Here is a 25,316-nt window from a genome sequence, read left to right as displayed (position 1 = left end):
CAAAACGGGATTTCGGAGTGTTAATAAAGCGCACGGTGACGTGTCGCTGGGCGCACGGTGACCTGCGTAGAGTGGTGGATTGGCCGCACCCTACGGTGTTTGGTGTGTTGCAGGTCGGCCCTTCGGGGAGGATATTTTCGGCAAAAAAAGAACGGGGGCGGTTTAGCCCTCGTCGATCTCGCCTGTGAGGCGGGCGAGGAAGGCGCGCAGGTAATCGGTGCGCTCTTTTGCGATCTGGCGGGCTGTGGCGGTTTGCATGGTGTCGGCCAGAGTGAAGAGTTTTGTCTGGAAATGATCGAGCGCGAAGGCGGTGTCATCGGGCGCACGGTTTTGGGCCAGCGGGTCGGCCGGATCATAGAGCGGGCGGTTGAGGGCGCCTGAAACCATGAGCATCCGCGCGAGGCCGATTGCGCCGAGGGCATCGAGGCGGTCGGCGTCTTGCAGGATTTTTGCCTCGATCGTTTCCGGGGTTACTTTGGCGGAAAAGCTGTGTGCGGTGATCGTGTGTTTTAAGGCGGGGAGCTTTTCTGGCGGCAGCCCGCATTGCAACGCCAACGGGGCAGCGGCCCCGGCCGAGAGGCGGGAAGCCTCGGCACGGTTGGGTGCGTCTTTGGGGAGATTGACCAGATCATGAAAATGCGCGGCAGCCTGGAGAAGTTCCATGTCTGCGGGCGCGGCTTCGCCTTTTGCAATGTGTTGGCAGTTGGCCCAGACGCGGCGGATATGGGCGAGGTCGTGTGCGCTGTCTTGAGTGTTTCCCCAATGAGCGAGCAGAGCTGTCTCGTAGGGGCAACTCATCGGATAAAGATGCGCGGGGCGGGGGCGATGGGCACGGGGCCGAGCTTTATGAACCCGCCTGAAAAGCCAAGAGGGATGTCGAGGGTTTCAACATTGCCCGAGAGACCCGCGAGCAGGGTGAGACCTTGCTCGACCTGATCGGCGAGGCTTTCGGGGAGGACGCCTGCAGCCTTGGCCAGCGTAAGAATTTCGCGCCAGTTGCGCGCCTTTAGGGTGAGCGTGCCTGTGGGGGTTCCAGCACTGTCAATTGTGAGGTCGCCTGCGGCGGCGAGCTTGAGTTTGCCCCATTCGGCCTCGGCCAGATGCAGCTTGAGGCTTGTCGGCTGTGGGCGGCCCTCTTCGAGCGCGGTGATATCCCATGCCTTTGTGAAACCGAGCGTGGCATCGGCGCGGAAGGTGGAGAGCGTGTCAGGCAGATCGCCCGTGATGCGCGCGGGCAGAGGCGGGGCGAGGCCATCGGCGTTGAAAGCGGCGCGGTAGTCGGCACCGCTCTCGCGGGTGAGCGCGACCTGGAGGCCGGAAAGCTTTGTGCGTGCTCCATCTTCTGCAGTGATGGTGAGCGCGCCTGCGGCGAGGTTGGCGCGGTTGAAGGCGAGGGCGGTGTTCGGCTCCATTACCATCGAGGCGCGCATGTCCTCGCTTTGTAGCGAGAGCTTGGCAAAGGGGCTGGCAAGGGTTTGCCACTCGGGGAAGGCGGCGATGATGTGATTGGGCTTGTAGCTGAGCGCGAAGATTTGCACGAAAGGGGCGGACCACGCGAGGCCTGTGTTTGGATCGGCCAGTGCCGGATCTGTCAGGGTGGTGTCAAAGCGGTTTGGGAAACCTTTGACGGCGAGATCGGAGTAGTCGGCTTGCCAGCCATCAAGGCGGCGCGCCTCGAACCAGTTGGTAAAACCCGACTTGACGCCAGATGCGCCGATGAACCAGTAGCCGGACCAGAGAGAAGCCACAGCGACGATAAGAATGAGCAATTTTTTCACGCGCGCACCTTTTATGCGAGTTGTTGATGGTGTTTATGGGGGCAAGGGCGCAAAGGGACAAGTGCAATGACAATGTGGGTGTTTGGTTACGGATCGCTGATCTGGAACCCCGGTTTTGAAGTAGATGAGATGCGGATTGCCACGCTTGAGGGCTATGCGCGCAGTTTTTGTATGCGCTCGATTCACCACCGCGGCACAGACGACAACCCCGGCCTTGTGCTTGCGCTGGACGAGGCGGCGGGTGCGCGCTGCCATGGCGTTGGATTTTCGGTGCACACGGGGCAGGAAGACGAGGTGCTGGCTTATTTGCGCGAGCGCGAACTGATCTCATCGGCCTATCTCGAGAAGCATCTCGAAATTACGCTGGCAGACAAACGCCGTGTTGCAGCGGTGACTTTTGTCATTGATCCGAACCATGTGCAGTACTGCGGCGGACTCGACTTTGAAGAGCAGGCGCTGATTATTGCGCGTGCGCACGGTGGACGCGGGCCGAACAGCGAGTATTTGTTCAACACGGCAGCCCATTTGCACGAGCTCGGGATATCGGACTCCGACCTTGACGGGCTTGTGGCGCGGGTGAAAAGCCTGAGTTGAGGGCGAAAATCTTGTAACATTTGGTGCGTTTTGATCACAGAATCCGCTCGCAAGGCGGCTTTTGTGCATTATTGCACATAAGTTTTCGATCACAAAACCCCCTGTTTTTTGCTCATGCGGCTGTGAAATGGCTGAAATATTTCAGAGGCTGTCTTTGGGGGTGAGTCTCAAGTCTATAATATTAAACAAGAAATAGTGGATCAAAAAGAGCAGGGAAGAAACTCTCACAATGCTGTCGCGTTTTCGCACGGCGCGGTGAGCAGGGGTGTTTTGATAAACCGGGCGGTAAAGGCCAGATTGGTTGCATACCGAACGGCAGAGACGCCGACGGGACGAAACGAAGCAACCGCGTCACTGACGCACCATATATAAAGGATTACATTATGAAACTCGCACTTAACACAATCGCCGCTTTTGCCCTGACAACGACAACTGCTTTCGCCATGAGCACAGGTGGCCCGAGCATGGACGGTGTCTCAAAGCCTTCCGAGCGCACATCAGGTGAAGTCGTGACCATTCAGTCAAACGATTTCAACAGCAAGCGCGAAGGCCGCGAAGCCACAAACGGCACAGTTCAGGCGACGCTTTTTGAAGGCTCTGACAAGATCGACACAACACCGGGTGGCGCGCACTTCCGCTAAGCTCGAGTAAACTCTTCTCTCCCGGGGGCGGTGCACATGATTTGTGCGCCGCCTTTTCTTATCTGTGACGTGCAGGCATTTTCCTTGGCTTGAGCGCGGGTTTTGCTTATGGTCGGGTCATTGGAATAAGCGTCAGGAGCAGGCACGATGGCGCATACGGACCGAGAGGCCGAGCTGTATTTTTCGCAACCCTTCCGGCAGATCATCTTGATGCTGCTGGCTTTGGGGCTGGCAGGGTTTGTGACCATGCTGGCTTTGCCGCGGGTATTGCCTGTGTTCGAGGCGAACCCCTATTTGAACGGATTTATCGTCTTTGTCTTTGGCATGGGCGTTTTGGCGACGTTTTGGCAAATTTACCAGATGATGCGCTCGGTGCGCTGGATCGAGGCTTTTGCTTCCGACCGTGCGGAGCGGGAGGGGGTTGTGCCGCCGTCCTTGCTGACGCCTTTGGCGAATTTGCTCGGTACACGGGCGCGGGGGCGGCAGATCAGCTCGGGCTCGGCGCGTTCGATACTGGATTCGGTGGCGCAGCGGATTGACGAAGAACGCGAGATTACCCGCTATATTGTGAGCCTGCTGATTTTCCTCGGGCTGTTGGGCACGTTTTACGGCCTGGCCACCACAGTTCCTGCTTTGGTGGATACCATTCGCGGGCTTGCGCCTGCGGAGGGCGAGAGCGGTGTCGAGGTGTTTGCGCGGTTGATGAGCGGACTTGATGCGCAGCTTTCGGGCATGGGCGTTGCATTTGCCTCTTCGCTTTTGGGGCTTGCCGGCTCGCTTGTTGTGGGCTTGCTCGAGCTGTTTGCCGGTCATGCGCAGAACCGTTTTTACCGTGAGTTGGAAGAGTGGCTCTCCTCGATCACGCGGCTGGGCTTTTCCAGCGGTGAAGGAGAGGACGGCGGGCAAGCGGCTGTGCTTGACGGTGTGCTGGAGCATATGACCGAACAGATGAGTGGGCAGATGCAAGACCTGCAACAGATGTTTGCCGACAGCGATGTGAGCCGTGCCGTTGTGGACCAGAAGCTCGGCAGCCTCACAGATTCGATCGAGCGGTTGACCTTTCGCCTTGGTGATCAAAACCCGACGGTGAGTGCGTTGACCCGTGTGGCCGAAGGGCAGGAAGCGCTGATTGGCGAGTTGCGCCAACGCGGCGCAAGTAGCACAGATGCGGGGATTGATGCGGAGAGCCGTATGCGGCTGCGCTCGATTGATGTGCAGATGTTGCGGGTGCTGGAAGAGATCAGCGCGGGGCGACAGGAGATGATGGCCGAGCTGCGCACTGACCTCAATGCGTTGGCCAAGGTGCTGCGCGAACAGCGCGGCGGGAGCCCGCGCCCGGTGCGAGCGGCAGGCAAAACAGTAGAAGATAAAGCATCAGACGACACGGAAAGCGAGGGCTAGGCCATGGCGCTTTCCCGCCGCACAGGGCAACGCTTTCAGGCCAGTATCTGGCCCGGATTTGTCGATGCGATGACGGGTCTTTTGCTTGTTCTGATGTTTGTGCTGACCATCTTTATGGTCGTGCAGTTTGTGCTGCGTGAGACAATCACGGGGCAGGAAACCGAGATGGACCAGCTTAACTCGGAGATTGCCAAGCTTGCGCAGGCTTTGGGGCTTGAGCAGCGCCGCGCCACCGGGCTTGAAGCGCGGGTGAGCGAGCTTGGCACGACACTTGAGGCAGCGCGCACGCGGGCGAGCGAACAGGCGGCTTTGATTGCGAGCCTGCGCGCCCAGACGCAGGCGCAAGACGAAGCCTTGAGCGCGGCTGAAGCGAAGATAACAGGCTTTGAAGCGCAGGTGGCGAGCTTGCTGGCCGAGCGCGACACGGCGCAGAGCGAGGCCGAGGCTTTGCGGGCCGAGCGCGCGGATCTGGCCACGCAGAAGGCGGCTTTGGAAGCGGTGATTGCAGCGGCCGAGGCCGAAGTGGCGGCGAAAGATGAGGAGCTCGAAGGGGTCAAGACGGCGTTGAGCGAGGAAGAAGCGGCACGGGCTGTCGAGCTTGCGGCAGCGGAGGCGTTGCGCGAGCGACTGGCGGCGGCAGATACGGAGCTGACCGCTATGACGCTGGCGCTGGAAGCCGCGCGTAAGGATGCGGAAGAAACGCTGACACTGCTGGCGGCGGCAGAGGCGGCGAAGCAGGATTTGAACGAAGAGATCACGGCATTGAGCGCCGAGGTGAGTGATGCAGATGCGCGGCGGGCTTTGCTGGCTTTGGCCAATGAAAAGCTTTCCGAGGAGGAAGCACGCTCGGCGGAGGCGCTGCGCGAGCAGGCTTTGCTTAACCAGCAGGTGGCGGCGTTGCGCGCGCAGCTTGGCAGCCTTCAGGCGATTATTGATGATTACAAAGAGCGCGATGCGGCGAGTGATATCCAACTGTCCAACCTCGGGCAGGACTTGAACGCGGCTCTGGCGCGTGCGGCGGCCGAAGAACGCAAGCGGCGCGAGTTGGAAGAGGCCGAGCGGATCAGGCTTGAGGCCGAAAAGCAGAACCTCGAGCGCTATCGCAGCGAGTTTTTCGGGCGGCTGAGAGATGTGATGGGCGCACAGGACGGGGTGCGCATTGTGGGTGACAGATTTGTTTTTTCCTCAGAGGTCCTGTTTGCGCAAGGCGCGGCAAACCTGAGCCCCGAGGGGCAGGGGGAACTGGCCAAGATCGCCGGTATTCTACACAATGTGATGGGTGATATTCCTGACGGGATTGACTGGGTGATCCGTGTGGACGGGCACACCGACAATGTGCCGCTGTCGGGGGGAGGCGCATTTGCCGACAACTGGGAACTGTCTCAGGCGCGGGCGCTTTCGGTGGTGCGCTATATGGTGAATTTTCTGGCGATCCCGCCTGACCGCCTGAGCGCCAACGGCTTTGGACAATATCAGCCGATTGCCAGCGGGAACTCGGCGGAGGCGCGGGCGCAGAACCGCCGGATCGAGCTGAAGTTTACCGAGAAGTGAAGCAAAGGAGCTGCTGTGCAGCGCAGGCTGTTTGCTTGGGGCTCTGCCCCAAACCCCGGGATATTTAGAGCAAAAAGAAAGAGCGGGTTGTTTTTGACCTGAAGGCGGGGCAGCTTGGGCGGGCGATTTGGGAGAGTGAAATGCAAGCGTTGAAACCGACTGATTTTAGGGCCGTGATCAAGTGGATCGGCTATGTTCCTGACCGTGAGGCGGGCTTGTGTTCGGTTCCGCTTGAGCGGGCGATGCTTGAGTTTGGCGGGATTGCAGGCGAGGCGCATGGAGGAGTCACGCGGCCCTCTGACAGCCGCGTTTTGTTGCAGCATCCGCGTGACACCGAGATTGCCAATGTGCGACAACTGTCGGTTTTGTCGGCTGAAGAGCTGTCGCTGATTGCGGGCGAGATGGGGCTTGAGGCGCTTGACCCTGCATATTTGGGGGCTTCGCTGATTATTGAGGGTATTCCTGATCTGACGTTTGTTCCGCCGTCTTCCCGTTTGCAGGCGCCATCAGGTGCGACACTTGTGGTTGATATGGAGAATCGCCCCTGCACTCTGCCTGCGCGCGAAATCGAGGCGGCGCATGAGGGGTATGGCAAAGCGTTCAAGCCTGCTGCGAAGAACCGCCGCGGTGTGACGGCTTGGGTAGAGCGTGTTGGCGAGATTGCGCTGGGCGACGAACTGGTTCTGCATGTGCCGGACCAGCCTGCCTGGCCGCACTTGGGGCGCGCCCGCGGCGCTTGAGCTTGTGGAGGCGTATCCCGCCGCTCAGAGCTTGGGAAATGTCGGATTCCGCGCGCCGCCTTTGAAAAGGGAGCGGTAGAAGTGCCTTAAGTGAAGCCGGATGGGAAAAGGGAATCCGCTATGAGCTATAAGTCCGACATTGAAATTGCACGTGCTGCGAAAAAACGACCTATTCAGGAGATAGGGGAGAAGCTCGGGATCGGAAGTGAGCATCTGCTGCCTTATGGACATGATAAGGCCAAGGTGAGCCAGAGCTTTATCAACTCCGTGCAGAAGAACAAAAACGGAAAGCTGATCCTTGTGACAGCGATCAACCCGACGCCTGCGGGCGAGGGCAAGACCACAACGACTGTGGGTCTTGGCGACGGTTTGAACGCGATTGGCAAGAAGGCCATGGTCTGTATTCGCGAGGCGAGCCTGGGGCCGAACTTCGGCATGAAAGGCGGAGCTGCGGGAGGCGGCTATGCGCAAGTTGTGCCGATGGAAGACATGAACCTGCATTTCACAGGGGATTTTCACGCCATTACCAGCGCGCACTCGCTTTTGAGCGCGATGCTCGACAACCACATCTATTGGGGCAATGAGGCCGATATCGACACCCGCCGCGTCACATGGCGCCGTGTTGTCGACATGAACGACCGCAGCTTGCGCCAGATCACCTCGAGCCTTGGCGGTGTATCGAACGGTTTTGCGCGCGAAGACGGGTTTGACATTACGGTGGCCTCCGAGGTGATGGCGATCTTGTGTCTCTCTAAAGATTTGAAGGATCTTGAAGAGCGCCTTGGCAGTATGATTGTGGCTTATCGCCGCGACCGCTCGCCTGTTTATGCCCGCGACATCAAGGCGGAAGGCGCGATGACTGTTTTGCTGAAAGACGCGATGCAGCCGAACCTTGTGCAGACTCTCGAGAACAACCCTGCCTTTGTGCACGGTGGCCCGTTTGCCAATATTGCGCATGGCTGTAACTCGGTGATTGCAACGCAGACGGCGCTGAAGCTGGCGGATTATGTTGTGACCGAAGCGGGCTTTGGCGCGGACCTTGGCGCAGAGAAGTTCATGAACATCAAGTGCCGTAAAGCGGGCCTTGCGCCTGACTGTGTGGTGCTTGTGGCCACTGTGCGCGCGATGAAGATGAACGGCGGGGTTGCGAAGGCCGACCTTGGCGGCGAGAATGTGGCCGCTGTTGAAAAGGGGTGTGCGAACCTTGGCCGCCACATTGGCAACCTCAAATCATTCGGTGTGCCTGTTGTGGTTGCGATCAACCATTTTGTGACGGACACCGAGGCCGAAGTACAGGCTGTGAAAGACTATGTGAAGAGCCAGGGCTCGGAAGCGATTGTCAGCCAGCATTGGGAATTTGGCTCCAAGGGCAGCGCCGAGCTCGCCAAGCGTGTGGCCGAGATTGCGGACAGTGGCGTGAGCCAGTTTGCACCGCTTTACCCGGATGCCATGCCGCTGTTCGAGAAAATCGAGCGGATTGCCAAGGGGATTTACCGTGCCGACGAGGTGATTGCGGACAAGAAAATCCGTGACCAGCTCAAGCTTTGGGAAGAGCAGGGCTACGGAAACCTGCCTGTCTGTATGGCGAAAACGCAATACAGCTTCTCGACCGATCCGAACCTGCGCGGCGCGCCCACCGGGCACTCTGTGCCTGTGCGTGAAGTGCGGCTTTCTGCCGGTGCCGGATTCGTTGTTGTGGTCTGTGGTGAGATTATGACAATGCCGGGCTTGCCACGGGTTCCTGCGGCTGAAACAATCCGCTTGAATGACGCAGGCGAGATTGAAGGCCTGTTTTAAGAAATGAGGCTGGAGCACCAAGGGCATCGAGCCCTCGGTGCTCCAGTCGCCGCCGTGCGGCTCCATGCCTTCGGCGAGGATATTTAGAGCAAGAAAAAAGAGGGTGGCATGAGCGCGACGATTATTGACGGGAAAGCCTTTGCGGGCACAGTACGCGGGAAAGTCGCTGCGCATGTGAGCCGCCTCAAGGAAGAGCACGGAATTACACCGGGGTTGGCTGTTGTTCTGGTCGGTGAAGACCCTGCGAGCCAGGTTTATGTGCGCTCGAAAGGCAAGATGACCGTGGAAGTGGGGATGAAGTCTGTCGAGCATAAGCTTGATGTGGACACGTCCGAGGCGGATTTGCTGGCGCTGATTGATACACTGAACAACGATCCTGAAATTCACGGCATTCTGGTGCAGTTGCCGCTGCCCAAGCACCTCAACGAAGATCTGGTGATCAACTCGATTGACCCCGCCAAGGATGTGGACGGATTTCATATTTCCAATGTCGGGCTTTTGGGCACGGGGCAAAAAAGCATGGTGCCTTGCACGCCGCTTGGCTGCCTTATGATGCTACGTGACCATCACGGAAGCCTGAGCGGAATGGATGCTGTTGTCATCGGGCGCAGCAATATTGTGGGCAAGCCTATGGCGCAGCTATTGCTGGGCGACAGCTGCACGGTGACGATTGCGCATTCGCGCACCAAGGATCTGGCCGATGTGGTGCGCCGTGCGGATATTGTCGTGGCGGCTGTCGGGCGGGCTGAAATGGTGCCGGGAGACTGGATCAAAAAGGGTGCGACCGTGATTGACGTGGGCATCAACCGCATTGATGCGCCTGAAAAGGGCGAAGGGAAAACGCGGCTTGTCGGCGATGTGGATTTCGAGAGCTGCGCGGCTGTGGCAGGGGCGATTACGCCAGTGCCAGGCGGCGTCGGGCCGATGACGATTGCCTGTTTGCTGGCGAACACTGTGACGGCCTGCTGCCGCGCCAACGGGCTTGCAGAGCCTGAGGGGCTGACGGCCTAGCCTATTCACAACATTGGCCGCAGGGTTGCTATGAGATTGTCGCGCAGGCGCACGGGGGCGGAGCGGCCCTCGATTGCTTGCAGCGAAACCGGGTGCGCATCGGCGAGATAGCTCTCTTGGCGGGTGCGAATCTGGCTGGTGAGGTTTTGATCATAGAACAGAAGATCATTCTCGAAATTGAGATCGAAGCTGCGCAGGTCGAGGTTGGAGGAGCCAAGCAGGGTGACGGTGTCATCGACAGTGACGATTTTGGAATGCAGCAGGCCGGGGCCATGCTCCATGATGTGCACACCCGAACGCAGGAGGGCGGCATAGTTGCCGTGGCTGGCGGACTTGACGATCCAGCTGTCGTTGCGGGCGGGCAGGATGAGAGTGACGGAAACACCGCGCAAAGCGGCAGACTGGAGCGCACTGAGCACGGTGCTGTCAGGGACAAAATAGGGCGTTGTGATCACCAGTTCGCGCTCGGCCAGCTCGAACAGGGTGCAGAAAAGCTGGGTTGAGGACAGGCTGTTCTCGAGCGGGCCGGTGCCGATGATCTGGGCGGGAAAGCCTTTAGCCGCGGGTTTTGCGGCGAAGTTGAAGGCATCGGCCGGGACTTCGGTGTGGAGCATCCAGTCACTGGCGAAGAGGGCTTGCGCCTGTGCTGCAACAGGACCTTGAACGCGTAACATTATATCAATCCAAGGGCCGTATTTTGCTTTGGGGAGAAAAGCCGGATCGGCGGCGTTTTTGCTGCCGATATAAGCGGTTGTTCCGTCGATGATTGTAAGCTTGCGGTGATTGCGCAAATCAAAGCGTGTGATCAGGTTGAGGCCGAAAAGCGAGGGCAGGGGCATGGCGGCTTGTAGCTGAACGCCCGCAGTGGCCATGTCTTTCCAGAGCGGGCTTTTGAAAAGTTTGCGCGAGCCGAGGTTATCAGCGGCGGCGCGGCAGGTGACGCCACGCTTTGCCGCGCGGATGAGGGCTTGGGCGATTTCGGTTCCAGTGGTGTCTGTGAGCCAGATATAGAACAGGATGTTGACGCTGTCGCGGGCGCTGTCGATATCGGCGATGAGGCGGCGCTGGGTCTCGGCGGCGTCTTGCATGAGCTTGGCTGTGTTGCCCTGCGAGGGCTGAAACCCGTTGATCGAACTGGCGAAGCGAAAGGGCTTCTGCGCGTGTTTGGGGATGTCATCGAGGGCATTTGTTTGTTTGAAAAGTTGCGGTTGCGTTTGTTTTATTTGGGTGATGACTTTTGCGTAACGGGCGCGCAGGGAAGACGAGATGCGTGCTTCACCAAAGAGCAGATAGGCCGTAAGGCCGAGCACGGGCATGGTTATGATTACGATGAACCACGCCATCCGCGCGGAGGGCGATATGTTTTCGCGCAGAAGGATGCGCAGGGCTGTCGTGCCTGACACGAGAAAGTGCAGTGCGCTGAGGACGGTTAGGAAATTTGCCAAGGCCGGCCCTCCCTTTAGGTTTGAGTGCAATATCCAAACTTAAAGGGATTCTGCCGCGCGGCAAGCTGTGCGTGAATTTAGTTTACGATGTCTTCTTCTTTGACAAACATATTGGCCCATGCACGATCAATCAGGCTGGGGGACATTTTGTAGGGAATGCCCTCGAAATCACAGATGGCGCGCATCTGGTCAATCAGGAAGCCGGGCTGGTAGTTGGCATAGATGTTGTCGATTGTCGGGTATTTGACCTTGAGCAGGTGCACGAGCGCGGCCTCGTCGAGCTCCATTTTCTTGGCGCGCGCGACCATGGCGAAAATCTTGAGGAAGTTCTCCTGATCGGGGCCGTCGATCTTGATTTTGAAAAAGATACGGCGGAGCGCAGCTTGGTCAAAGATTTTGTTGGGGTGAAAGTTGGTCGAGAAGATGACCAGCGTGTCGAACGGCACCTCGAATTTTTCACCCGATTGCAGCGCGAGGATATCCTTGCTTTCTTCGAGCGGAACGATCCAGCGGTTGATCAGCGCTTGGGGTGGCTCCTTTTGGCGGCCCAAATCGTCGACGATGAAGATGCCGCCGGTGGACTTGAGCTGAAGCGGGGCCTGGTAGGTGCGCGCCGTGGGGTTGTAGACCAGATCGAGCATATCAAGCGAAAGCTCGCCCCCTGTGATCACTGTGGGGCGGTCACATTTGACATAGCGGGTGTCAAAGCTGACGCGGCGGCGCAGCGCGTTGGGATCATCGACCTCCTCATCGACGGCTGTGTGAACGATCGGGTCATAAACGGTGATTACCTGGCCTGCATACTCGATGGCGCGGGGGACATAGACCTTGTCACCCATCGCGTCGCGAATGCCATTGGAAATGGAGGATTTGCCGTTGCCGGGGGGGCCATACATGAGTACCGAGCGGCCAGCAGAAACGGCCGGGCCGAGGTGATCAAGAAGCTCGTTTGGCAGGACAAGATGCCCCATCGCGCCGACAAGTTGCTCACGGGTGACTTGAATGTTGCGGATTGACTGGCGCTTGACCTGCTCTCGGTAAACATCGAGGGGCACGGGCATTGCGCCGAAATATTCGGACTGGCTGAGCGCGTCGAGTGTGCGCGATTTACCCGCATCGGTAAGTTGGTAGCCCATTTCGCCGCCAGAGTTTGCGTTGAGCGTGCCTGTGGCTTGAAGCAGCTTATGCTCGCGGGCCATGTCGATCAGCTCTTGGGTGACCTGACGGGGGAGGCAGATGGCTTTTGCGAGCTCGCTCACCTCGGTGATGTTTTTGCGAAACATCGTTTTGAGCGCGATATCACGCATCATCACAATGGGAAGCTGCATGTCGTTCAGCGTTTTGGGCGGGGGCGGAGCCATTACGGCTGTTGGTTGCATGTTCATCACTGCCTCGGTCTGCTCAATGTTTCGGGCCGTTCTGCACCGTTTCTGGCGTAGCCTCTTGAGCAAGAGTTTAGCCATGTTGTGGCCAAGGCCCAAACAAAAACCGTGCAATGCCCAGTATGGCCCCATAATGTGCAAAAAAAATGAAGAGGTTGTGATGCAGAACGCACAGGCGCGCAGGGTTTTGGGCATTGTTGTGGCAATTGTTGCGGTGCTGGCCGCGCTGGCCGCGATGCGTAGTGGGCTGGACTTTGCCAAACACGAAACGGATATGCTGCACCTGGTGGATATTGTGCTGCGTCTTGAAGGCGGTGCGCGGCTGCATGAGGGCGTCATGACGCCGTTGGGGCTTTGGAGTGTTGCACCGTTTGTGATGCTCAAACAGGCGGGACTTGGGCTTGGGGCTGCGCTGAAATGGGGGCAGATCGCGGTTGCGGCGCTGTTGATTTTTCCGGCTTACTGGGTTGGCGTGAGCCGTATGCGCACAGTGCCGCTGGCGGCGGCTTTTGGTGCGGCGGTGCTCCTGCTGGCGGCCGGGATGGTTTATGGCGGTGACGATGCGAAGCTGTCGCTCTCGATGCATTATAACCGTTGGGCCTGGGCGATCGTGTTTCCTGCGCTGGCGCTGGTGATCTTGCCAGCCGGACGGCAAAACACATGGGCCGATGCGGCGGTGATTGGCGCGGCGATGGCGGCGCTTGTGCTGGTGAAAGTGACCTATTTTGTCGCTTTTGCTCCTGCGGTCATTCTGGGGCTATTGCTGCGTGGGCAGGGCAAGACGCTTGGCTTTGCGGTGCTTGTCGGGCTTGGAATGTTGGCCGTGCAGACGCTTTTTTCTGGATTTGGCTACTGGCAGGCATACTTGGGTGATTTGTTGACGGTTGCGGCCTCGGAAGTGCGCCCACAGCCCGGTCAGAGCTGGGCGCAGGTGATGCTTTCGCCAGCCTATGCGGCAGGGACGCTGCTGGCGATGGTCTCGGTGTTGTGGCTGCGCAGCAAACATAAGGGCGAGCCGGCAGGACTTATTCTTGCGCTGGTGTTGCCGGGCGCGATTTATGTGTCTTATCAGAACTTTGGCAATGATCCGCTGTGGCTTGTGCTTTGGGGGCTGATGCTTCTGGTGCTGGCCCGGGGGCAGGACGACCGCCGTGCGATGACGTTGCAGGGCGCGTTGGCGCTGGCCTTTGTGGCAACGCCTGCGATCAACATTGCGGTGAGCCCGCTGCGGCACTTGATGCAGCCTGCAGCGGTATTTGAGCCTTTGGTGGCGCAGTATCCCGACTTGCGCGGTGTGGGCGCGCGCTTTGGCAATATTGCAGGAACTTACAGCCTGATCGAAGAAGACGGCGATTGCACGCTTGCGCAGGGTGCTGTCGGATATATGCGCTTGATGGCGGAGCGGCTGGAACAGGCCGGGCTTGCGGGCGAAGCGGTCTATGCTGCGGGGCTGTTCAACACCTTTTGGCTTTACGGCGATTTCACCTCGTTGAAGGGCGGAGCGCCGTGGTATTATGGCGGCTTGCCGGGCATTGAAAGTGCGGGTGTTTTTGTGCTGCCGGAGTGCAGTTTCAAGCCCGAATACAAAGAACTGGTGATGCGGGACATCACGAAACGCGGGATCAAGCTTGAGCCTGTTTATCAGGACGAGCTTCTTGCGGCGTTCAGGCTTCAGCTGCCGTAGTAAGTGCCCATTGCAAGATAGATTGCCAATGTTCCGCCGAGGCTGAAGCCCATCGGGAAATCAGGCCCGACATGCCAGCTTTTCCACTCGGGGGCCAACTCGCGCAGCTTTGTGTTTTTGGCGAGGCGGTGGGTGAGGTAAGCGGCGAGAAGATTGGCCGCGTAGAGCCAGAGCAGCAGGCCAAGATCCCCCATGGCGATAAAGGGGGCGGCGGCGGCGGCGAACTTGGCGTCGCCCGCGCCCAGAGCGCCAGCGGCATTGAGCACAATACCGGCCAGCAGCACGATAACGAGGTGTGACAGCCGCCAGAGATACTCGTTCAGCGGCAAGACGAACAGGCCAAGGAGGATAAAGACCAACGCCAGCGCGATCACCGATTTGTTCGGGATCTTCATAGCGCGCATATCGTTCCACGCGGCCCAGATGCAGATGGGCACAACGAATGGCAGAAAGAGCCACGCGGCTTGGGTGGTCAGTTCCATGCCGCGTCAGTTGCTGACGTTGCTGTCAAGCGCACGCAGAGAGCGCACGGCGGCCTCGAAGTGCTGCGGATGCGTGTTGATTGCCTCTTGCAGCAGGCCTTTGCCGGTTTCCACATCGCCCTGTTTGATGGCCGAGAGGCCGAGGGTGTGCAAAAGCTGGGCGCGCTCGACCTGACTCATCGGAATGACGGGCAGGTTGTAATTGCGCTGCGCACCACGGGCCAGAACCATGTTGTTCTTGGCGGTGAAGAGCGAGTTGTCCTGACGGATGGCATCGGTAAAGAGGCGCTCGGCATCTTTGTAATCGCCGCGGGTGAGCTTGGAGTAGCCCCAGTTGTTGAGCACGCCGGAAGGGCGGGTTGTGAGGCCCACGGCTGTTTCATAAAAGCTGTCGGCTTTTTTCCACTCTTTGTTGCTGTCGGCCACCATGGCTTCAAGGCGGTAGCGCTTGAAGGTTTCAAAGGTGGGCGGAACCTGATCGAGGGTTTTCTCGGCTTTGGCCCAATCGCCTGCGCGGATGAGCGCATCGGCGTAGTCGACGCGGTCTTCATTGGTTGCGCCTTCAAGAGCCATCAGGCTCTCGTAAACCGGCACAGCTTCTGTGGGGCGCTTGGCACGGATGAGCGATGATGCAAGGCCGCGCTGAAGATCGGCTCGGTCGGGGTTTTCAACCACGGAGCGCTTGAAATAAGTCACCGCTTCGTTGGGATCTGCCACCGTGAGCATGATATCGTTGAGATTGCTTTCATCGACCACATTCACGTTTTGAAACGCGCGGTCGACATCCTGGTCACCTGCTTTTTGGCAGCCAGCCAAAACGGCCATGCCAACAAAGCACAGTGGAACTACTTTAAAATGGCGCATTTGCCTGCGTCCTTTTACTGCCTCAGCCTCGTCATGGTATCGATCTTATCAGGAAGTCGCTGCTTCCGCGCCGTACCAATTTATAGTTTTGTTGTTCTTCTACGTCATCATAGCCCGAATTGTCGGATTTTGCCAACGCTAAGCGTAGATTATCGCGAATTGAGTCACTTTGGCCATCATCTAGTGCGTAGGCACGCTGAAATATTTGCGCAGCTTCGGCATATTCGCCACGCTCCATCAGGATAACACCCAGATTGTTCCACGCTTCGGGCACGGCCTCGTCTGTTTCGGTGGCGCGGCGCAAGAGTTTTTCGGCCTGTCCGAGCCGCCCTAGCCCGATGTTGGCGGAGCCGAGGGCCGCGAGAACATCAACTGTCATGCCATATTCGCCCGCCGCACGGGTGAAGGCTCTGAGCGCCAGCTCGTATTCTCCGGCCTCCATAAGGCGGTGGCCGACCAGCAGGCCATCAACCGCCTCGGCCCCGGCCACACGGCCCGGGGCGTAGGGGCTGTCTTTGGATGTGCTGAGGCCGCCCGTCGAGCAGGCGGCCAAAGCGAAGATAAGAGGTGATGCCAGCAACAGCCCGAAGTGGCGCGTAATCATGAAAGCCCTACATATTGCCCAACTGTGTGATGCCGTGAACCGATGGCCCGACCAGAATGATCAGGAGCGGCGGCACTGTGAACATCATTGTGGCAAGTGTCATCTTGGTTGGCAACTTGTTCGCGGCTTCTTCTGCGCGCATGACGCGTTTATCACGCATTTCGGCAGAGTAGACACGCAAAGCATCGGAAATGGGTGTGCCGAAAGCCTGTGACTGGTTCATCACGGTCACGAAGCTTGAGATATCCTGTGAACCGCAGCGCTCGGCCATATCGTTGAGGACCGTTGCCTTGTCTTTACCGGCTTTCATTTCGTGCGAGACGATTTCAAGCTCGTCGGCCAGATCGGCGCAAGAGGGGCGCACTTCCTTTGACACGCGGATGATGGATTGTTCCATAGACTGCCCAGCTTCAACGCAGACCAAGAGCATATCGAGTGAATCGGGAAAGCCGTTGGTCAGGTTGCCCTGGCGGGTTTGCTGACGCTTTGTCACCCAGTATTTTGGGAACATGTAGCCTACAATGCCCGGGCCGAGGATATACATGAGCGTCTTCTGCATACTTGTCTGCTCATCCTGCACGAAGAGCACAAAATACGCGACGCCCAGCACCAAAGCACCGACGCCGAGGGCGAACTGGGCAAAGTGAAAGTAGCGCACAGAGTCTTTGCCACGGTAGCCCGCCTGCATGAGTTTGAGCTTCATGCCTTGCAGTTCTTGCTCGTCCTGTGGCTCAAGGAAGTTTGCGTAGCGCTCGAGCTTTTCGTTGCGTTGCGAGCCGCGCAGTTTTTGTTTGACCTGACGGGAATTGGACGGCAGCCGTGTATCATGCTTGAGCCGTTCAAGCGGATCGTTTCGCTGCCCCATCATCATCGAGATTGCGACGAAGATAAGGATCAGTCCGAGCAGGCCAACCGCGATGAGCGGGCCGAAAGGGCCGAGAACCCCAGTAAGTGAATCGTTTAACTGGTCCATAAAATCGTTCCTTAAACCTTGATATCCGTAAGTATGCGCATGACCAGGAGGTTTACCGAAAGGAAAACACCCACAAAGATACAGGCCGGGATAAAGTAGGGGTGGTCCATGACCTCATCGTAGTAGTTTGGTTTTGATACGTTGATGAAAACGAGCGCGGCCAAGGGAAACGCTGACAGGAACTTGCCTGACCATTGCGCCTCGGCGGTGATTGCCTTGACGCGGCGGAACAGGCGGAAGCGCGACCGGATGACCTGTGCGAGACCGGCCAGAATTTCGGCCAGGTTGCCGCCTGATTGCTGCTGGATGGTTACGGCAACAGCGAGGAAGCGCAAATCCTGCAAGCCGATCCGCTCGGCGAGATCTTTGAGAGCTTCGCCCACATCGCGACCATAGGCGCATTCATCGGCGATGATTCCGAACTCCGAGGCCAGAGGATCTTTGATCTCTTTGGAGACAATCTGCACGGCAGACGCAAACGGATGCCCCACGCGCAAGGAGCGCACCATAAGCTCAACGGCATCGGGCAGTTGCTCTTCGATCATTGAGAGGCGCTTTTTGGCTTTGGAGCTGACCCAGAAGAAAATTGCGCCGATGCCTATGAGAGGGGCAAGGGCGGCGCGCACGGCCAACGGTGTTTCTGTGCCGAGGGTCAGCCCGAAGAAAGCCACAACCGAAATCAAACCCATCAGCATGATGAGTTGTGTCGGGGTGAAGGCCAGCGCGGCTCTTTGTGCTTTGGTGGCAAGAAGCGAATAAAGCGGAATGCCCATCGACTTCTTGTGCTGGTTCATCTCCTTGCGGAGTTTGTCCATCACATCGGCGCGCTTGGTGCCTTTCTGGATCATCTCCAGGCGGCGGTTGACCCGGCTATTGAGCGAGATCGAGCGGCCAAAGACTGTCAGGTAGATACCTTCGACGAGCACGAGCACGCCGATGAAGATCAGACCGTAAATCAGGGGTTCTGCGCTAATGGCCATGAGGCTTACTCCGCTGCGACTGGTTCAAAGAGGGAGGCGGGCAAATCGTAACCCCAGAGGCGGAAGCGCTCGGAGAAGTGGCTGCGCACGCCCGTGGCGGTGAAGTGACCGATGATTTTGTTGTCGGGTGTGAGACCGACGCGCTGGAAGCGGAAGATTTCCTGCATCGAGATAACATCGCCTTCCATCCCGGTGATCTCGGTGATCGAGGTCATCCGGCGGGAGCCGTCTTGCAAGCGGGAGGCCTGCACCAGAAGGTTCACAGCCGAGGAGATTTGCGAGCGCACCGCTTTAAGCGGCATTTCGATACCGGCCATTGCGACCATGTTTTCGAGACGTGAAATACCATCGCGCGGGTTGTTGGCGTGAATGGTCGTCATCGAGCCGTCGTGGCCCGTGTTCATGGCTTGAAGCATGTCGATAACTTCCTCGCCGCGGGTCTCGCCCACGATGATGCGGTCAGGACGCATACGAAGGGCGTTTTTCAGGCAGTCGCGCGGGGAAACCTCGCCTTTTCCCTCAACGTTGGGCGGGCGGCTTTCCATCCGGCCTACGTGTGTTTGCTGGAGCTGGAGTTCGGCCGTATCCTCGATTGTCAGGATGCGTTCGTCATCGGCAATAAAGCTGGACAGCGCGTTGAGCGTTGTTGTCTTACCCGAGCCCGTACCGCCGGAAACGATGATGTTGAGGCGGGTAGATACGGCGGCCTGAAGATAGGCGGCCATCTCTTCGGAGAAGGCCCCGAAGGCGACCAGATCGTCAATGCCGAGCTTGTCTTTTTTGAATTTCCGAATGGAGACAAGGCTGCCATCGACGGCAATGGGCGGAACCATCGCGTTGAAGCGCGAGCCGTCTTGCAAGCGCGCATCGACGTAGGGGTTGCTTTCATCGACGCGGCGGCCCACAGCGGAAACGATCTTGTCGATGATCCGCATCAGGTGCTTTTCGTCTTTGAACGTGATGTCGGAAAGCATGAGCTTACCGTTGCGTTCCACAAAAATCTGCTTGGGGCCGTTCACGAGAATATCGTTCACGGTTTCATCTTGCAGAAGCGTTTCGAGCGGGCCAAGGCCCTTCACTTCATCAAACAGTTCTTTGTTGAGCGTTGTGCGGTCATTGCGGTTGAGCACGACGTTTTTGCTTGCCAGCACCTCATCGGTGATAGCGTTGATCTCGGCACGCAGGTCGGCCTCGGTTGCGTTTTCGAGCGCGGCCAGGTTGAGGTTGTCGAGCAGCTCCCGGTGCAACTCCAGCTTCAGATCGGCGATGCGCTCGCGGCGCTTGGCTTCCTTGTCGCCAGCAGGGGCTGCGGCCGGCGCGTTTGTTGAGGGACGGCGCAAGCTTGTCGACGCTTTGGGTGCCAAAGGTGCGACAGGTTCGGAGGATGCTTTTTTAGGAAGCTCGGTAACATTGGCGCCCATGGCAGATTTGCCTGCGGCACCATCTTTTTTATAACGTGAGAACATCTACAGGTTTCCTTAAGCGGCTTCGGCTTCAGCCTGACCGAGAGCGTGAAGCTCGGCGGCCAGCTTGGCGATTTCTTTGCGCAGCGGGTTTTTAGCGGCCGAGCTGGCCAATGGCAGGCCATGATCGGCCCCCTGCGTGACGGGTTTTCCGCCGTCCGAGAGGATGATTTCAATTTTGATTTCCAAGCTCTCGGCCATGCGCTTGATGCGCGCCTTGCCGTTGAGATCGGTAAACTTCGGTCCGCGGTTGAGCACATAGCGCAGCTTTTTGGCGGGAAGCTCTTCGGCCTGAAGAGCACGCACAAGGCGCAGTGCATTCTGGGCCGAGCGCATATCAAGCTCGAGCGTGGCAAAATAGACAGGTGCTTTGCGCAACACGGTTTCGGACCATTGCACAAGGGTTTTGGGCATATCGACGATGACATAATCAAAGTGCGACGCTGCCATATCGAGCACGCGCTCCACATCGGTTGAGGTGATCAGATCCAGCGGGATCATATCGGAAGGTGCCGTGAAAACGCTGAGCTGCTCTTCATAGCCGACAAGCGCGGCTTTGAAGCTTTGGTCATCCATGCTTTCCGTGTCTGTCCAAAGCTCGAACACCGGCTCAAGGCGCGGCAGGTCGAGATAGGTTGCAACAGAACCGAACTGCAGATCGAGGTCAATCAGGCAGACTTTGGGCGGGTTTTTCTTATCGGCGTTGGCCAGCTCCCATGCAAGATTGACCGCAAGGGTTGTTGCACCTGTGCCGCCGGCAAGACCGTGACAGGCGATAATCACGCCATCCCTTTTACCGGGCCCTTGTGCCGCAGGCACTGGAGCGGCCACGGCCTCAGGGGCTGCGGGCGCAGGTGCATTAAGGCGCTCGATGGCGGCGTGAAGCTCGCCTTCGGGCAGGGGGTAGGGGACAAACTCGTCCGCCCCGTCACGCAGAAGCTGGTGCAGGGACGCGGGGGTGACATCTTCGGCGATGACAATGACGTTGATGCCTTTGGCCTTGGCTGATTTGATAATCTCGCTGAGGAAGACGACCTTGTCTTCATCTTCGGCATCAAGTGCCAGAGCGACAAATTCGAGCGCTTCGGCTTCGGGCTGTTCAAAGAAGTGACGGGCCTCGTTGAAGCCGAGATCGCCCCAGGCTTCACCAAGGGCAGATTCCATATCCTCGATCAAAAGATCGAAGTTCTGCACGTCACGGCTGACAGTGCAGGCCTTGAGCGGGGGAAGCTCCTGGGGTGTTGTATCCGAACGCGTCATTGCCTCATTCCTCATTCTGGAACACACAGGCGGGCATTTTGCACCGTTTGTCCTATGGTTCATCGCCTCGCTTTACGAAAGGCGCACTACTGCTTTTGAGGAACTGTCGCTTGAGAGTGGGGCAGAATTGGGGCCAAAAACATGCATTTCTGCGATTTTTCAGCGTTCTTGAGGGCCATTTGGCCGACTTCAAGGAGCGGCGAAAGGGGCGCAAAACATGCGCCCCTTGCCTGAAGTTCTATTGGCTTGTCGCCATATCGGCGCCGGTTATGCCGGAGGTGGCGGTCGCCGGAGCGGCCGATGTGATATAGTCGCGATAGATGATCTGACCATATTTGCCGTCAAGCACAGAGGGGTGTGAGCGCACAAAGCCTGAAACCTCGGTTACAGCGCGACGGTTGCGGCGTTCGCGGCCTTCTGTTGCCACGAGAGGCTGCGTTTCGCCCAACGAGGAGACCGCCTCAAGCCGTTTCCGACTGATACCCTGCGTTGCAAGGAAGGCCACAACGGCTTGCGCACGGCGCAGACCGAGAGTTTTGTTATAGCTGTTCGAGCCGGGGGCGTCAGCATGACCGAAAACACGGAAGGTGATTTCGGGGAATTGCCGGATCCAGTTGGCCTGTTCGCGCAAGGCATCCTGAGCGCCTGCATCGAGCTGGGCCGAGTTGAACGCAAAATGCACTGTGGTAATCACTTCGGCGGCAAATCTGTTTGCCAAATCAATGGCATAAGACTTCTCGCCCGACATGATCTGAGTGTTGTTCATTGTCGAGTTGCCGAAATCCTGCCCCTGGAGAAGCAAGCCGGATTCGCTTTCAAAGCGCATCATGGCCGGGTTGTTTGTGCAGGCGGTGAGCGCTGTGCACGCGGCCAATGCGATCAGACTGTTTCGTGCGATACGTTTTTTCATGTGCCCCATCATCTGCCTCACTCCATCACATAGCCATAAGAGCCGTTGAAGTCTTGTTTGGCAACCTCGCCGACAACACCGCCCTGACCTGTGGTGGCAACGCGGCCATGCAGGAACAGATCTTTTTCTGACGGCGGGCGCACACGATCTGTGGGAAGCGCAAGCACTTCGCCGCGTGTCGGGGTGACAAGATGGGCTGTGATAATGATTACCAGCTCGGATTGTTCGCGGTAATAGTCGGCGCTGCGGAAGAGGGCGCCAAGGATCGGCAGATCACCGAGCCAAGGAACCTGGCCAGCGTTATCGCGGAAGTCATCCTGCAGAAGGCCGGCGATTGCGAAGCTTTCGCCATCACGCAGCTCGACCGTTGTTTTGGTTTCACGGCGCTTGAACGCGTCAATCGTGAAGTTGTTGAAAGTGACACCATTGCCTGTGTCGATTGACGATACAGCGGCTTCAAGCTCGAGGTTGATCAGGTCGCCATCCACCACACGGGGAATGAAGTTAAGCTCTACACCAAAAGGCTTATACTGAACCGTGACCGAGCCACCGTCTTGTGAAATCGGGACGGGATACTCGCCACCTGCAAGAAACTTGGCCTCCTGCCCTGAAAGGGCGGTGAGGTTCGGCTCTGCAAGGGTGCGCACGAGGCCTTTTGTTTCAAGAGCTTCGAGCAAAACGCCAACTTCGACGGAACCGGCGTTAAAGCCAAACAGCAATGCGCCGTTGTTTTCGTTGCCTGCGGGCACGTTGCCGCCGAGAGCTGTGGCGATGGCGCCGGAGTTGTTTGTTGTGTTCGAGCCGCCATTGATGCCGAGATTGCCGCCCGCCATATTGCCGTTGAGCGAAAGAGACGCGCTGAGCGACTTTGACACGGTGCGCTGCATCTCAGCGAAGCGCACTTTGAGCATAACCTGTTGAATGCCGCCTACGACCATAAGGTTCGAGACCCGCTCGGGGGCGTAACGCTCGGCCAGATCAAGCGCGCGCTGGAGGCGCGTGATGGATGAAACCGTGCCCGAGAGCACGATACCGTCATTTGCGGTGCGCACTTCGATTTTCTCGCCGGGGAGAATTTGGCGCAGGCGCTCTTTGAATTCGGAAATGTCCGAAGCTACGCGCACATCGACGTTTGTGATGAGGCGGCCGTTGGCATCCAGAAGGGTAAGCGTTGTCAGACCCGGCGATTTACCGAGAACATAGATTGTCCGGTCCGAAAGTGACGAGATGTCAGCGATGCCCGGGTTGGCGATGGATAGCTGATCGAACGCCTGGTCGCTTTCTACAACGACCGCGCGGTTCATCGGAACCTCGAGGGTGCTTGATGTGCCGCGTTTTACAACGCGCAGGGACTCAGCCAAAACGGCGTCGGGAACGGCCGTTAGCGTAAGCGCAAAGCTTGCTACAGCTGCTTTAATGAATCTGCTCAATGTCATTGTGACCTGCCTCTCTGATCACATTAGTGTCGTGGGCTTTTTGCCCGTTATTGCCGTGACCATGCGTTAGTTTGGTTTTTATTGCAAGAATCAAAGGTTTCCGACGATTTATTTATGTTGATCTGTGGCAACAGGTGCCCATTTCCCCTTGATATAAAAACGGGGACCGGCGCGAGCCGGACCCCATTATGATGTGTTTGCGTGGCGCTGGCCTACTCTAGTTGGTGCAGGGGATCTGCATTTCGACCACTTCCGCACCGCGGCGCACACGGGTCGTGCAGACCTGTTCTTGCTGCTGCACCACAGGGGCTTGGGCTGCCGCAAGCCCGAGAAGGGCGTTTTGATCAACCTCGATTATCTCTTCGGTGGGGGCATCGCCCGAGCCGACAAGCGAGAGCGAAAGACGCCCTGTTGACTGGGCTTGAGCCAGTGCCGCAACGCGCTGTGCAGAGGCGGCCACTGTAACTGTGCGCGCGATACCTGATTTTAGAACCTCTTCATTGGCTGATTGATCAATCGCGATGAGCGGCAGACTGGATTCAATCAGCTTTGTCACCTCGGCGGTGCGATTTTGAGTGGCGACGCGACCTGTCCAGTATACATCAACCTGGTGGCCGGGACGCAGGAAGCCTGAAACGCCCGAGGAGACGTTGACTTCGATTGTGAAGGCGCGCTGTCCGGGCTTGAGCAGGGATGTCAGGCCGGCTGCCTCACCAGCTTCAGTGAGTTTTACGGCCAGAATAGCTTCGCCCGGCTCGATCGAGCGCAGCACGGAACGGGGCTGATCAAAGCCTTGCGGGAAGAGAACTTCGGGCTTGAGAAAAGCGCCATCGGGAACGGATTTTGTGGGCCAGCTCACGAGGCGGACATCTTTTGCCGTAAGCTGGTCACCGTATTTGACCGACTTTTTGGACACGAAGATTTCAACTGTGTCGATAGAGCCGCCTTTCGAGCGCTCTGCAGCGAGGGCGTTTTGATAACCCTCAATGTAGTCTTTTGCCATGTAGACAGCAAAGCCTGCAAGGCCGATGCCTACAAGGAGTACCAATCCGAAAACGCCACGCATGTTAAGCTCCTCAAGTTTTGTTATTGTGCAAGCCGCACGGGCTATGCCTTGGTCAGCTATCTAGCTTGTGAATATGGCAAGATCATGGTGCGGTAGGGGTGATAAAGTGAACTTGACGGCAGGGGGGGCGCAAAAGAAAAAGCCGCCAGTGATGTGGCGGCAATAATCATTCAGGTCGTGACTGGAGCTTGGATAGGGCGCTGCGAAACTCAGAAATCGTCTGGCCTGGTGGAGCCCATGTAGGCTTCGGTCGTGTCTGCAAGATCTGTAGCGGCGGTTCGCATCATACCGTAGCCGACACCAAGGAGCCCGACCACTGCGGCGGAGAGGACAACCCAATCAACTGTCACTGCACCTTCTTCACGCGAGATAAGACGTTTTATAATACGGCGCATTTCTGTGACCTTTCATGCTTCGGCTTTCCTGCCGATGGCAGAAAGAAGGGGCCGCGCCCCCTCATTCGGGAGGTGCGGCCCCTCAAAGTCAGCTTAGTCGCCGATTGCGCCAGGGTTCTGTGAACCCATGTAGGCGTTCGTGCGTGACGTCAGCTCAACTGCGCCGTCTTTGATCGAGCCGTAGGCCGCTACTGCGAGGCCCACGACCGCGGCTGTAAGAACAACCCAGTCAACTGTTACTGCGCCGTCTTCGTCTTTGCTGAAGTTTTTGATAAAATTCATCATCGTAAATTCCTTCATAGAGCGCTTCGTGGAAATTGTGAGCCGCAGCGCCTTTAGAGAGCGCTGCGGCGAAGCAGGAGCAGGTCTTAGAAGTTGCCTACGTCGATGCTGCCCATGTAATCGCTTGTTGCTGATGTCAGGTCTGTTGAGCCGCCTTTGATTGAGCCATAGGCTGCTACTGCGAGGCCAACAACTGCGGCTGTAAGAACAACCCAGTCAACTGTTACTGCGCCGTCTTCGTCTTTGCTGAAGTTTTTGATAAAGTTCATCATGGTGTGTCCCTCCAAAGGATCATTAGGTTTATGTTCACCGGTTCGGGTTATTGATGTGCCGCTCTCTCTCTTTGGCTCATCACCGTCTCGGTATGGGCAGATATAGCCAGTTGAAAGAGGCAGGAATTGGGCGCGATTTAAGCAATTTTGGCGCAATTCAAAGAACCTGTTGCCCTATTTTGTAAGCTTTTGATATTAAATGATTTTTGTGCTGAATTTTTATTAAAAAGGGCGGATTTTTTTATTTCTTCTTACGTATTGAGCCAAATTTAACGTGAAAATTCGCGCAAGGCTGGCCCAAATCG

Annotated in this window: 25 protein-coding genes; 8 read left to right on the top strand and 17 right to left on the bottom strand. The window is 57.7% G+C overall.

The window, feature by feature from the left end; translation table 11 throughout:
- Positions 1–162: 162 nt before the first annotated feature.
- Positions 163–798, bottom strand: coding sequence for an HD domain-containing protein (locus OE750_RS08165; protein WP_263763388.1), 636 nt, complete (start codon positions 796–798; stop codon positions 163–165).
- Positions 795–1,778 (bottom strand): DUF2125 domain-containing protein, encoded by a 984-nt coding sequence (locus OE750_RS08160; RefSeq protein ID WP_263763386.1) that lies wholly within the window; start codon positions 1,776–1,778, stop codon positions 795–797. Before OE750_RS08160 ends, OE750_RS08165 begins: the two co-directional genes overlap by 4 nt.
- Positions 1,779–1,844: 66 nt before the next feature.
- Between OE750_RS08160 and OE750_RS08155 the strand changes: the two genes are divergently transcribed.
- The 7 genes from OE750_RS08155 to folD all read left to right on the top strand — a co-directional run bounded on the left by OE750_RS08155 (position 1,845) and on the right by folD (position 9,513).
- On the top strand, positions 1,845–2,372 hold the full coding sequence (locus OE750_RS08155; RefSeq protein WP_263763384.1) for a gamma-glutamylcyclotransferase: 528 nt from the start codon (positions 1,845–1,847) through the stop codon (positions 2,370–2,372).
- Positions 2,373–2,755: 383 nt separating this feature from the next.
- A complete protein-coding gene (locus OE750_RS08150; RefSeq protein WP_263763382.1) occupies positions 2,756–3,013 on the top strand; it encodes a hypothetical protein in 258 nt (85 codons plus the stop codon).
- Positions 3,014–3,160: 147 nt separating this feature from the next.
- On the top strand, positions 3,161–4,414 hold the full coding sequence (locus tag OE750_RS08145; RefSeq protein WP_263763380.1) for a biopolymer transporter ExbB: 1,254 nt from the start codon (positions 3,161–3,163) through the stop codon (positions 4,412–4,414).
- A 3-nt stretch (positions 4,415–4,417) separates the two neighbouring features.
- Positions 4,418–5,965, top strand: a complete 1,548-nt coding sequence (locus OE750_RS08140) for a peptidoglycan -binding protein (protein WP_263763378.1) — start codon at positions 4,418–4,420, stop codon at positions 5,963–5,965.
- Positions 5,966–6,105: 140 nt separating this feature from the next.
- Positions 6,106–6,705, top strand: coding sequence for an MOSC domain-containing protein (locus tag OE750_RS08135; protein ID WP_263763376.1), 600 nt, complete (start codon positions 6,106–6,108; stop codon positions 6,703–6,705).
- Positions 6,706–6,825: 120 nt separating this feature from the next.
- Positions 6,826–8,502: a formate--tetrahydrofolate ligase gene (locus OE750_RS08130; RefSeq protein ID WP_263763374.1), complete on the top strand. Its 1,677-nt coding sequence runs from the start codon at positions 6,826–6,828 to the stop codon at positions 8,500–8,502.
- A gap of 108 nt (positions 8,503–8,610) precedes the next feature.
- Entirely contained in the window at positions 8,611–9,513 is a 903-nt protein-coding gene (folD, locus tag OE750_RS08125; RefSeq protein ID WP_263763372.1) for a bifunctional methylenetetrahydrofolate dehydrogenase/methenyltetrahydrofolate cyclohydrolase FolD, read from the top strand.
- A 5-nt stretch (positions 9,514–9,518) separates the two neighbouring features.
- Here folD and cls read toward each other — a convergent pair whose 3' ends face one another.
- Both cls and OE750_RS08115 read right to left on the bottom strand, forming a co-directional pair.
- Complete coding sequence (gene cls / locus OE750_RS08120) at positions 9,519–10,958, bottom strand: cardiolipin synthase (RefSeq protein WP_263763370.1); 1,440 nt, start codon at positions 10,956–10,958, stop codon at positions 9,519–9,521.
- Between the two features lie 77 nt (positions 10,959–11,035).
- The gene (locus OE750_RS08115; protein WP_263763368.1) at positions 11,036–12,343 is read right to left on the bottom strand and encodes an ATPase; all 1,308 of its coding nucleotides are present in this window, start codon (positions 12,341–12,343) and stop codon (positions 11,036–11,038) included.
- Positions 12,344–12,500: 157 nt separating this feature from the next.
- Here OE750_RS08115 and OE750_RS08110 point away from each other — a divergent pair, with 157 nt between their 5' ends.
- A complete protein-coding gene (locus OE750_RS08110; protein WP_263763366.1) occupies positions 12,501–14,024 on the top strand; it encodes a hypothetical protein in 1,524 nt (507 codons plus the stop codon).
- Here OE750_RS08110 and OE750_RS08105 read toward each other — a convergent pair.
- From OE750_RS08105 to OE750_RS08045, 13 genes are all read right to left on the bottom strand, one after another.
- Positions 14,012–14,506, bottom strand: coding sequence for a prepilin peptidase (locus OE750_RS08105; RefSeq protein WP_263763364.1), 495 nt, complete (start codon positions 14,504–14,506; stop codon positions 14,012–14,014). The two genes, OE750_RS08110 and OE750_RS08105, sit on opposite strands and share 13 nt — an antisense overlap.
- A gap of 6 nt (positions 14,507–14,512) precedes the next feature.
- Positions 14,513–15,370, bottom strand: a complete 858-nt coding sequence (locus OE750_RS08100; RefSeq protein ID WP_263763362.1) for a tetratricopeptide repeat protein — start codon at positions 15,368–15,370, stop codon at positions 14,513–14,515.
- A gap of 31 nt (positions 15,371–15,401) precedes the next feature.
- The gene (locus OE750_RS08095) at positions 15,402–15,974 is read right to left on the bottom strand and encodes a tetratricopeptide repeat protein (protein WP_263763360.1); all 573 of its coding nucleotides are present in this window, start codon (positions 15,972–15,974) and stop codon (positions 15,402–15,404) included.
- Positions 15,975–15,981: 7 nt separating this feature from the next.
- Positions 15,982–16,947, bottom strand: a complete 966-nt coding sequence (locus OE750_RS08090; protein ID WP_263763358.1) for a type II secretion system F family protein — start codon at positions 16,945–16,947, stop codon at positions 15,982–15,984.
- An 11-nt stretch (positions 16,948–16,958) separates the two neighbouring features.
- Positions 16,959–17,927 (bottom strand): type II secretion system F family protein, encoded by a 969-nt coding sequence (locus tag OE750_RS08085; RefSeq protein WP_263763356.1) that lies wholly within the window; start codon positions 17,925–17,927, stop codon positions 16,959–16,961.
- A 5-nt stretch (positions 17,928–17,932) separates the two neighbouring features.
- Complete coding sequence (locus OE750_RS08080) at positions 17,933–19,393, bottom strand: CpaF family protein (protein WP_263763354.1); 1,461 nt, start codon at positions 19,391–19,393, stop codon at positions 17,933–17,935.
- Between the two features lie 12 nt (positions 19,394–19,405).
- Entirely contained in the window at positions 19,406–20,650 is a 1,245-nt protein-coding gene (locus tag OE750_RS08075; protein WP_263763352.1) for an AAA family ATPase, read from the bottom strand.
- A gap of 238 nt (positions 20,651–20,888) precedes the next feature.
- Complete coding sequence (locus tag OE750_RS08070) at positions 20,889–21,560, bottom strand: OmpA family protein (protein ID WP_263763350.1); 672 nt, start codon at positions 21,558–21,560, stop codon at positions 20,889–20,891.
- Between the two features lie 17 nt (positions 21,561–21,577).
- Positions 21,578–22,996 (bottom strand): type II and III secretion system protein family protein, encoded by a 1,419-nt coding sequence (locus OE750_RS08065; protein ID WP_263763348.1) that lies wholly within the window; start codon positions 22,994–22,996, stop codon positions 21,578–21,580.
- A 217-nt stretch (positions 22,997–23,213) separates the two neighbouring features.
- Positions 23,214–24,062, bottom strand: coding sequence for a Flp pilus assembly protein CpaB (gene cpaB, locus OE750_RS08060; protein ID WP_263763346.1), 849 nt, complete (start codon positions 24,060–24,062; stop codon positions 23,214–23,216).
- A 209-nt stretch (positions 24,063–24,271) separates the two neighbouring features.
- Entirely contained in the window at positions 24,272–24,457 is a 186-nt protein-coding gene (locus tag OE750_RS08055; RefSeq protein ID WP_263763344.1) for a hypothetical protein, read from the bottom strand.
- A gap of 93 nt (positions 24,458–24,550) precedes the next feature.
- The gene (locus OE750_RS08050; protein ID WP_263763342.1) at positions 24,551–24,742 is read right to left on the bottom strand and encodes a Flp family type IVb pilin; all 192 of its coding nucleotides are present in this window, start codon (positions 24,740–24,742) and stop codon (positions 24,551–24,553) included.
- A gap of 83 nt (positions 24,743–24,825) precedes the next feature.
- Entirely contained in the window at positions 24,826–25,011 is a 186-nt protein-coding gene (locus OE750_RS08045; protein WP_263763340.1) for a Flp family type IVb pilin, read from the bottom strand.
- Positions 25,012–25,316 lie beyond the last annotated feature (305 nt).

The organism is Lentibacter sp. XHP0401, from assembly GCF_025751535.1.
In the GTDB taxonomy this organism is placed as follows: Bacteria; Pseudomonadota; Alphaproteobacteria; order Rhodobacterales; family Rhodobacteraceae; genus Lentibacter.
Note: the sequence above shows the minus strand (reverse complement) of the source record. Positions and strands in the feature narration are given on the sequence as shown.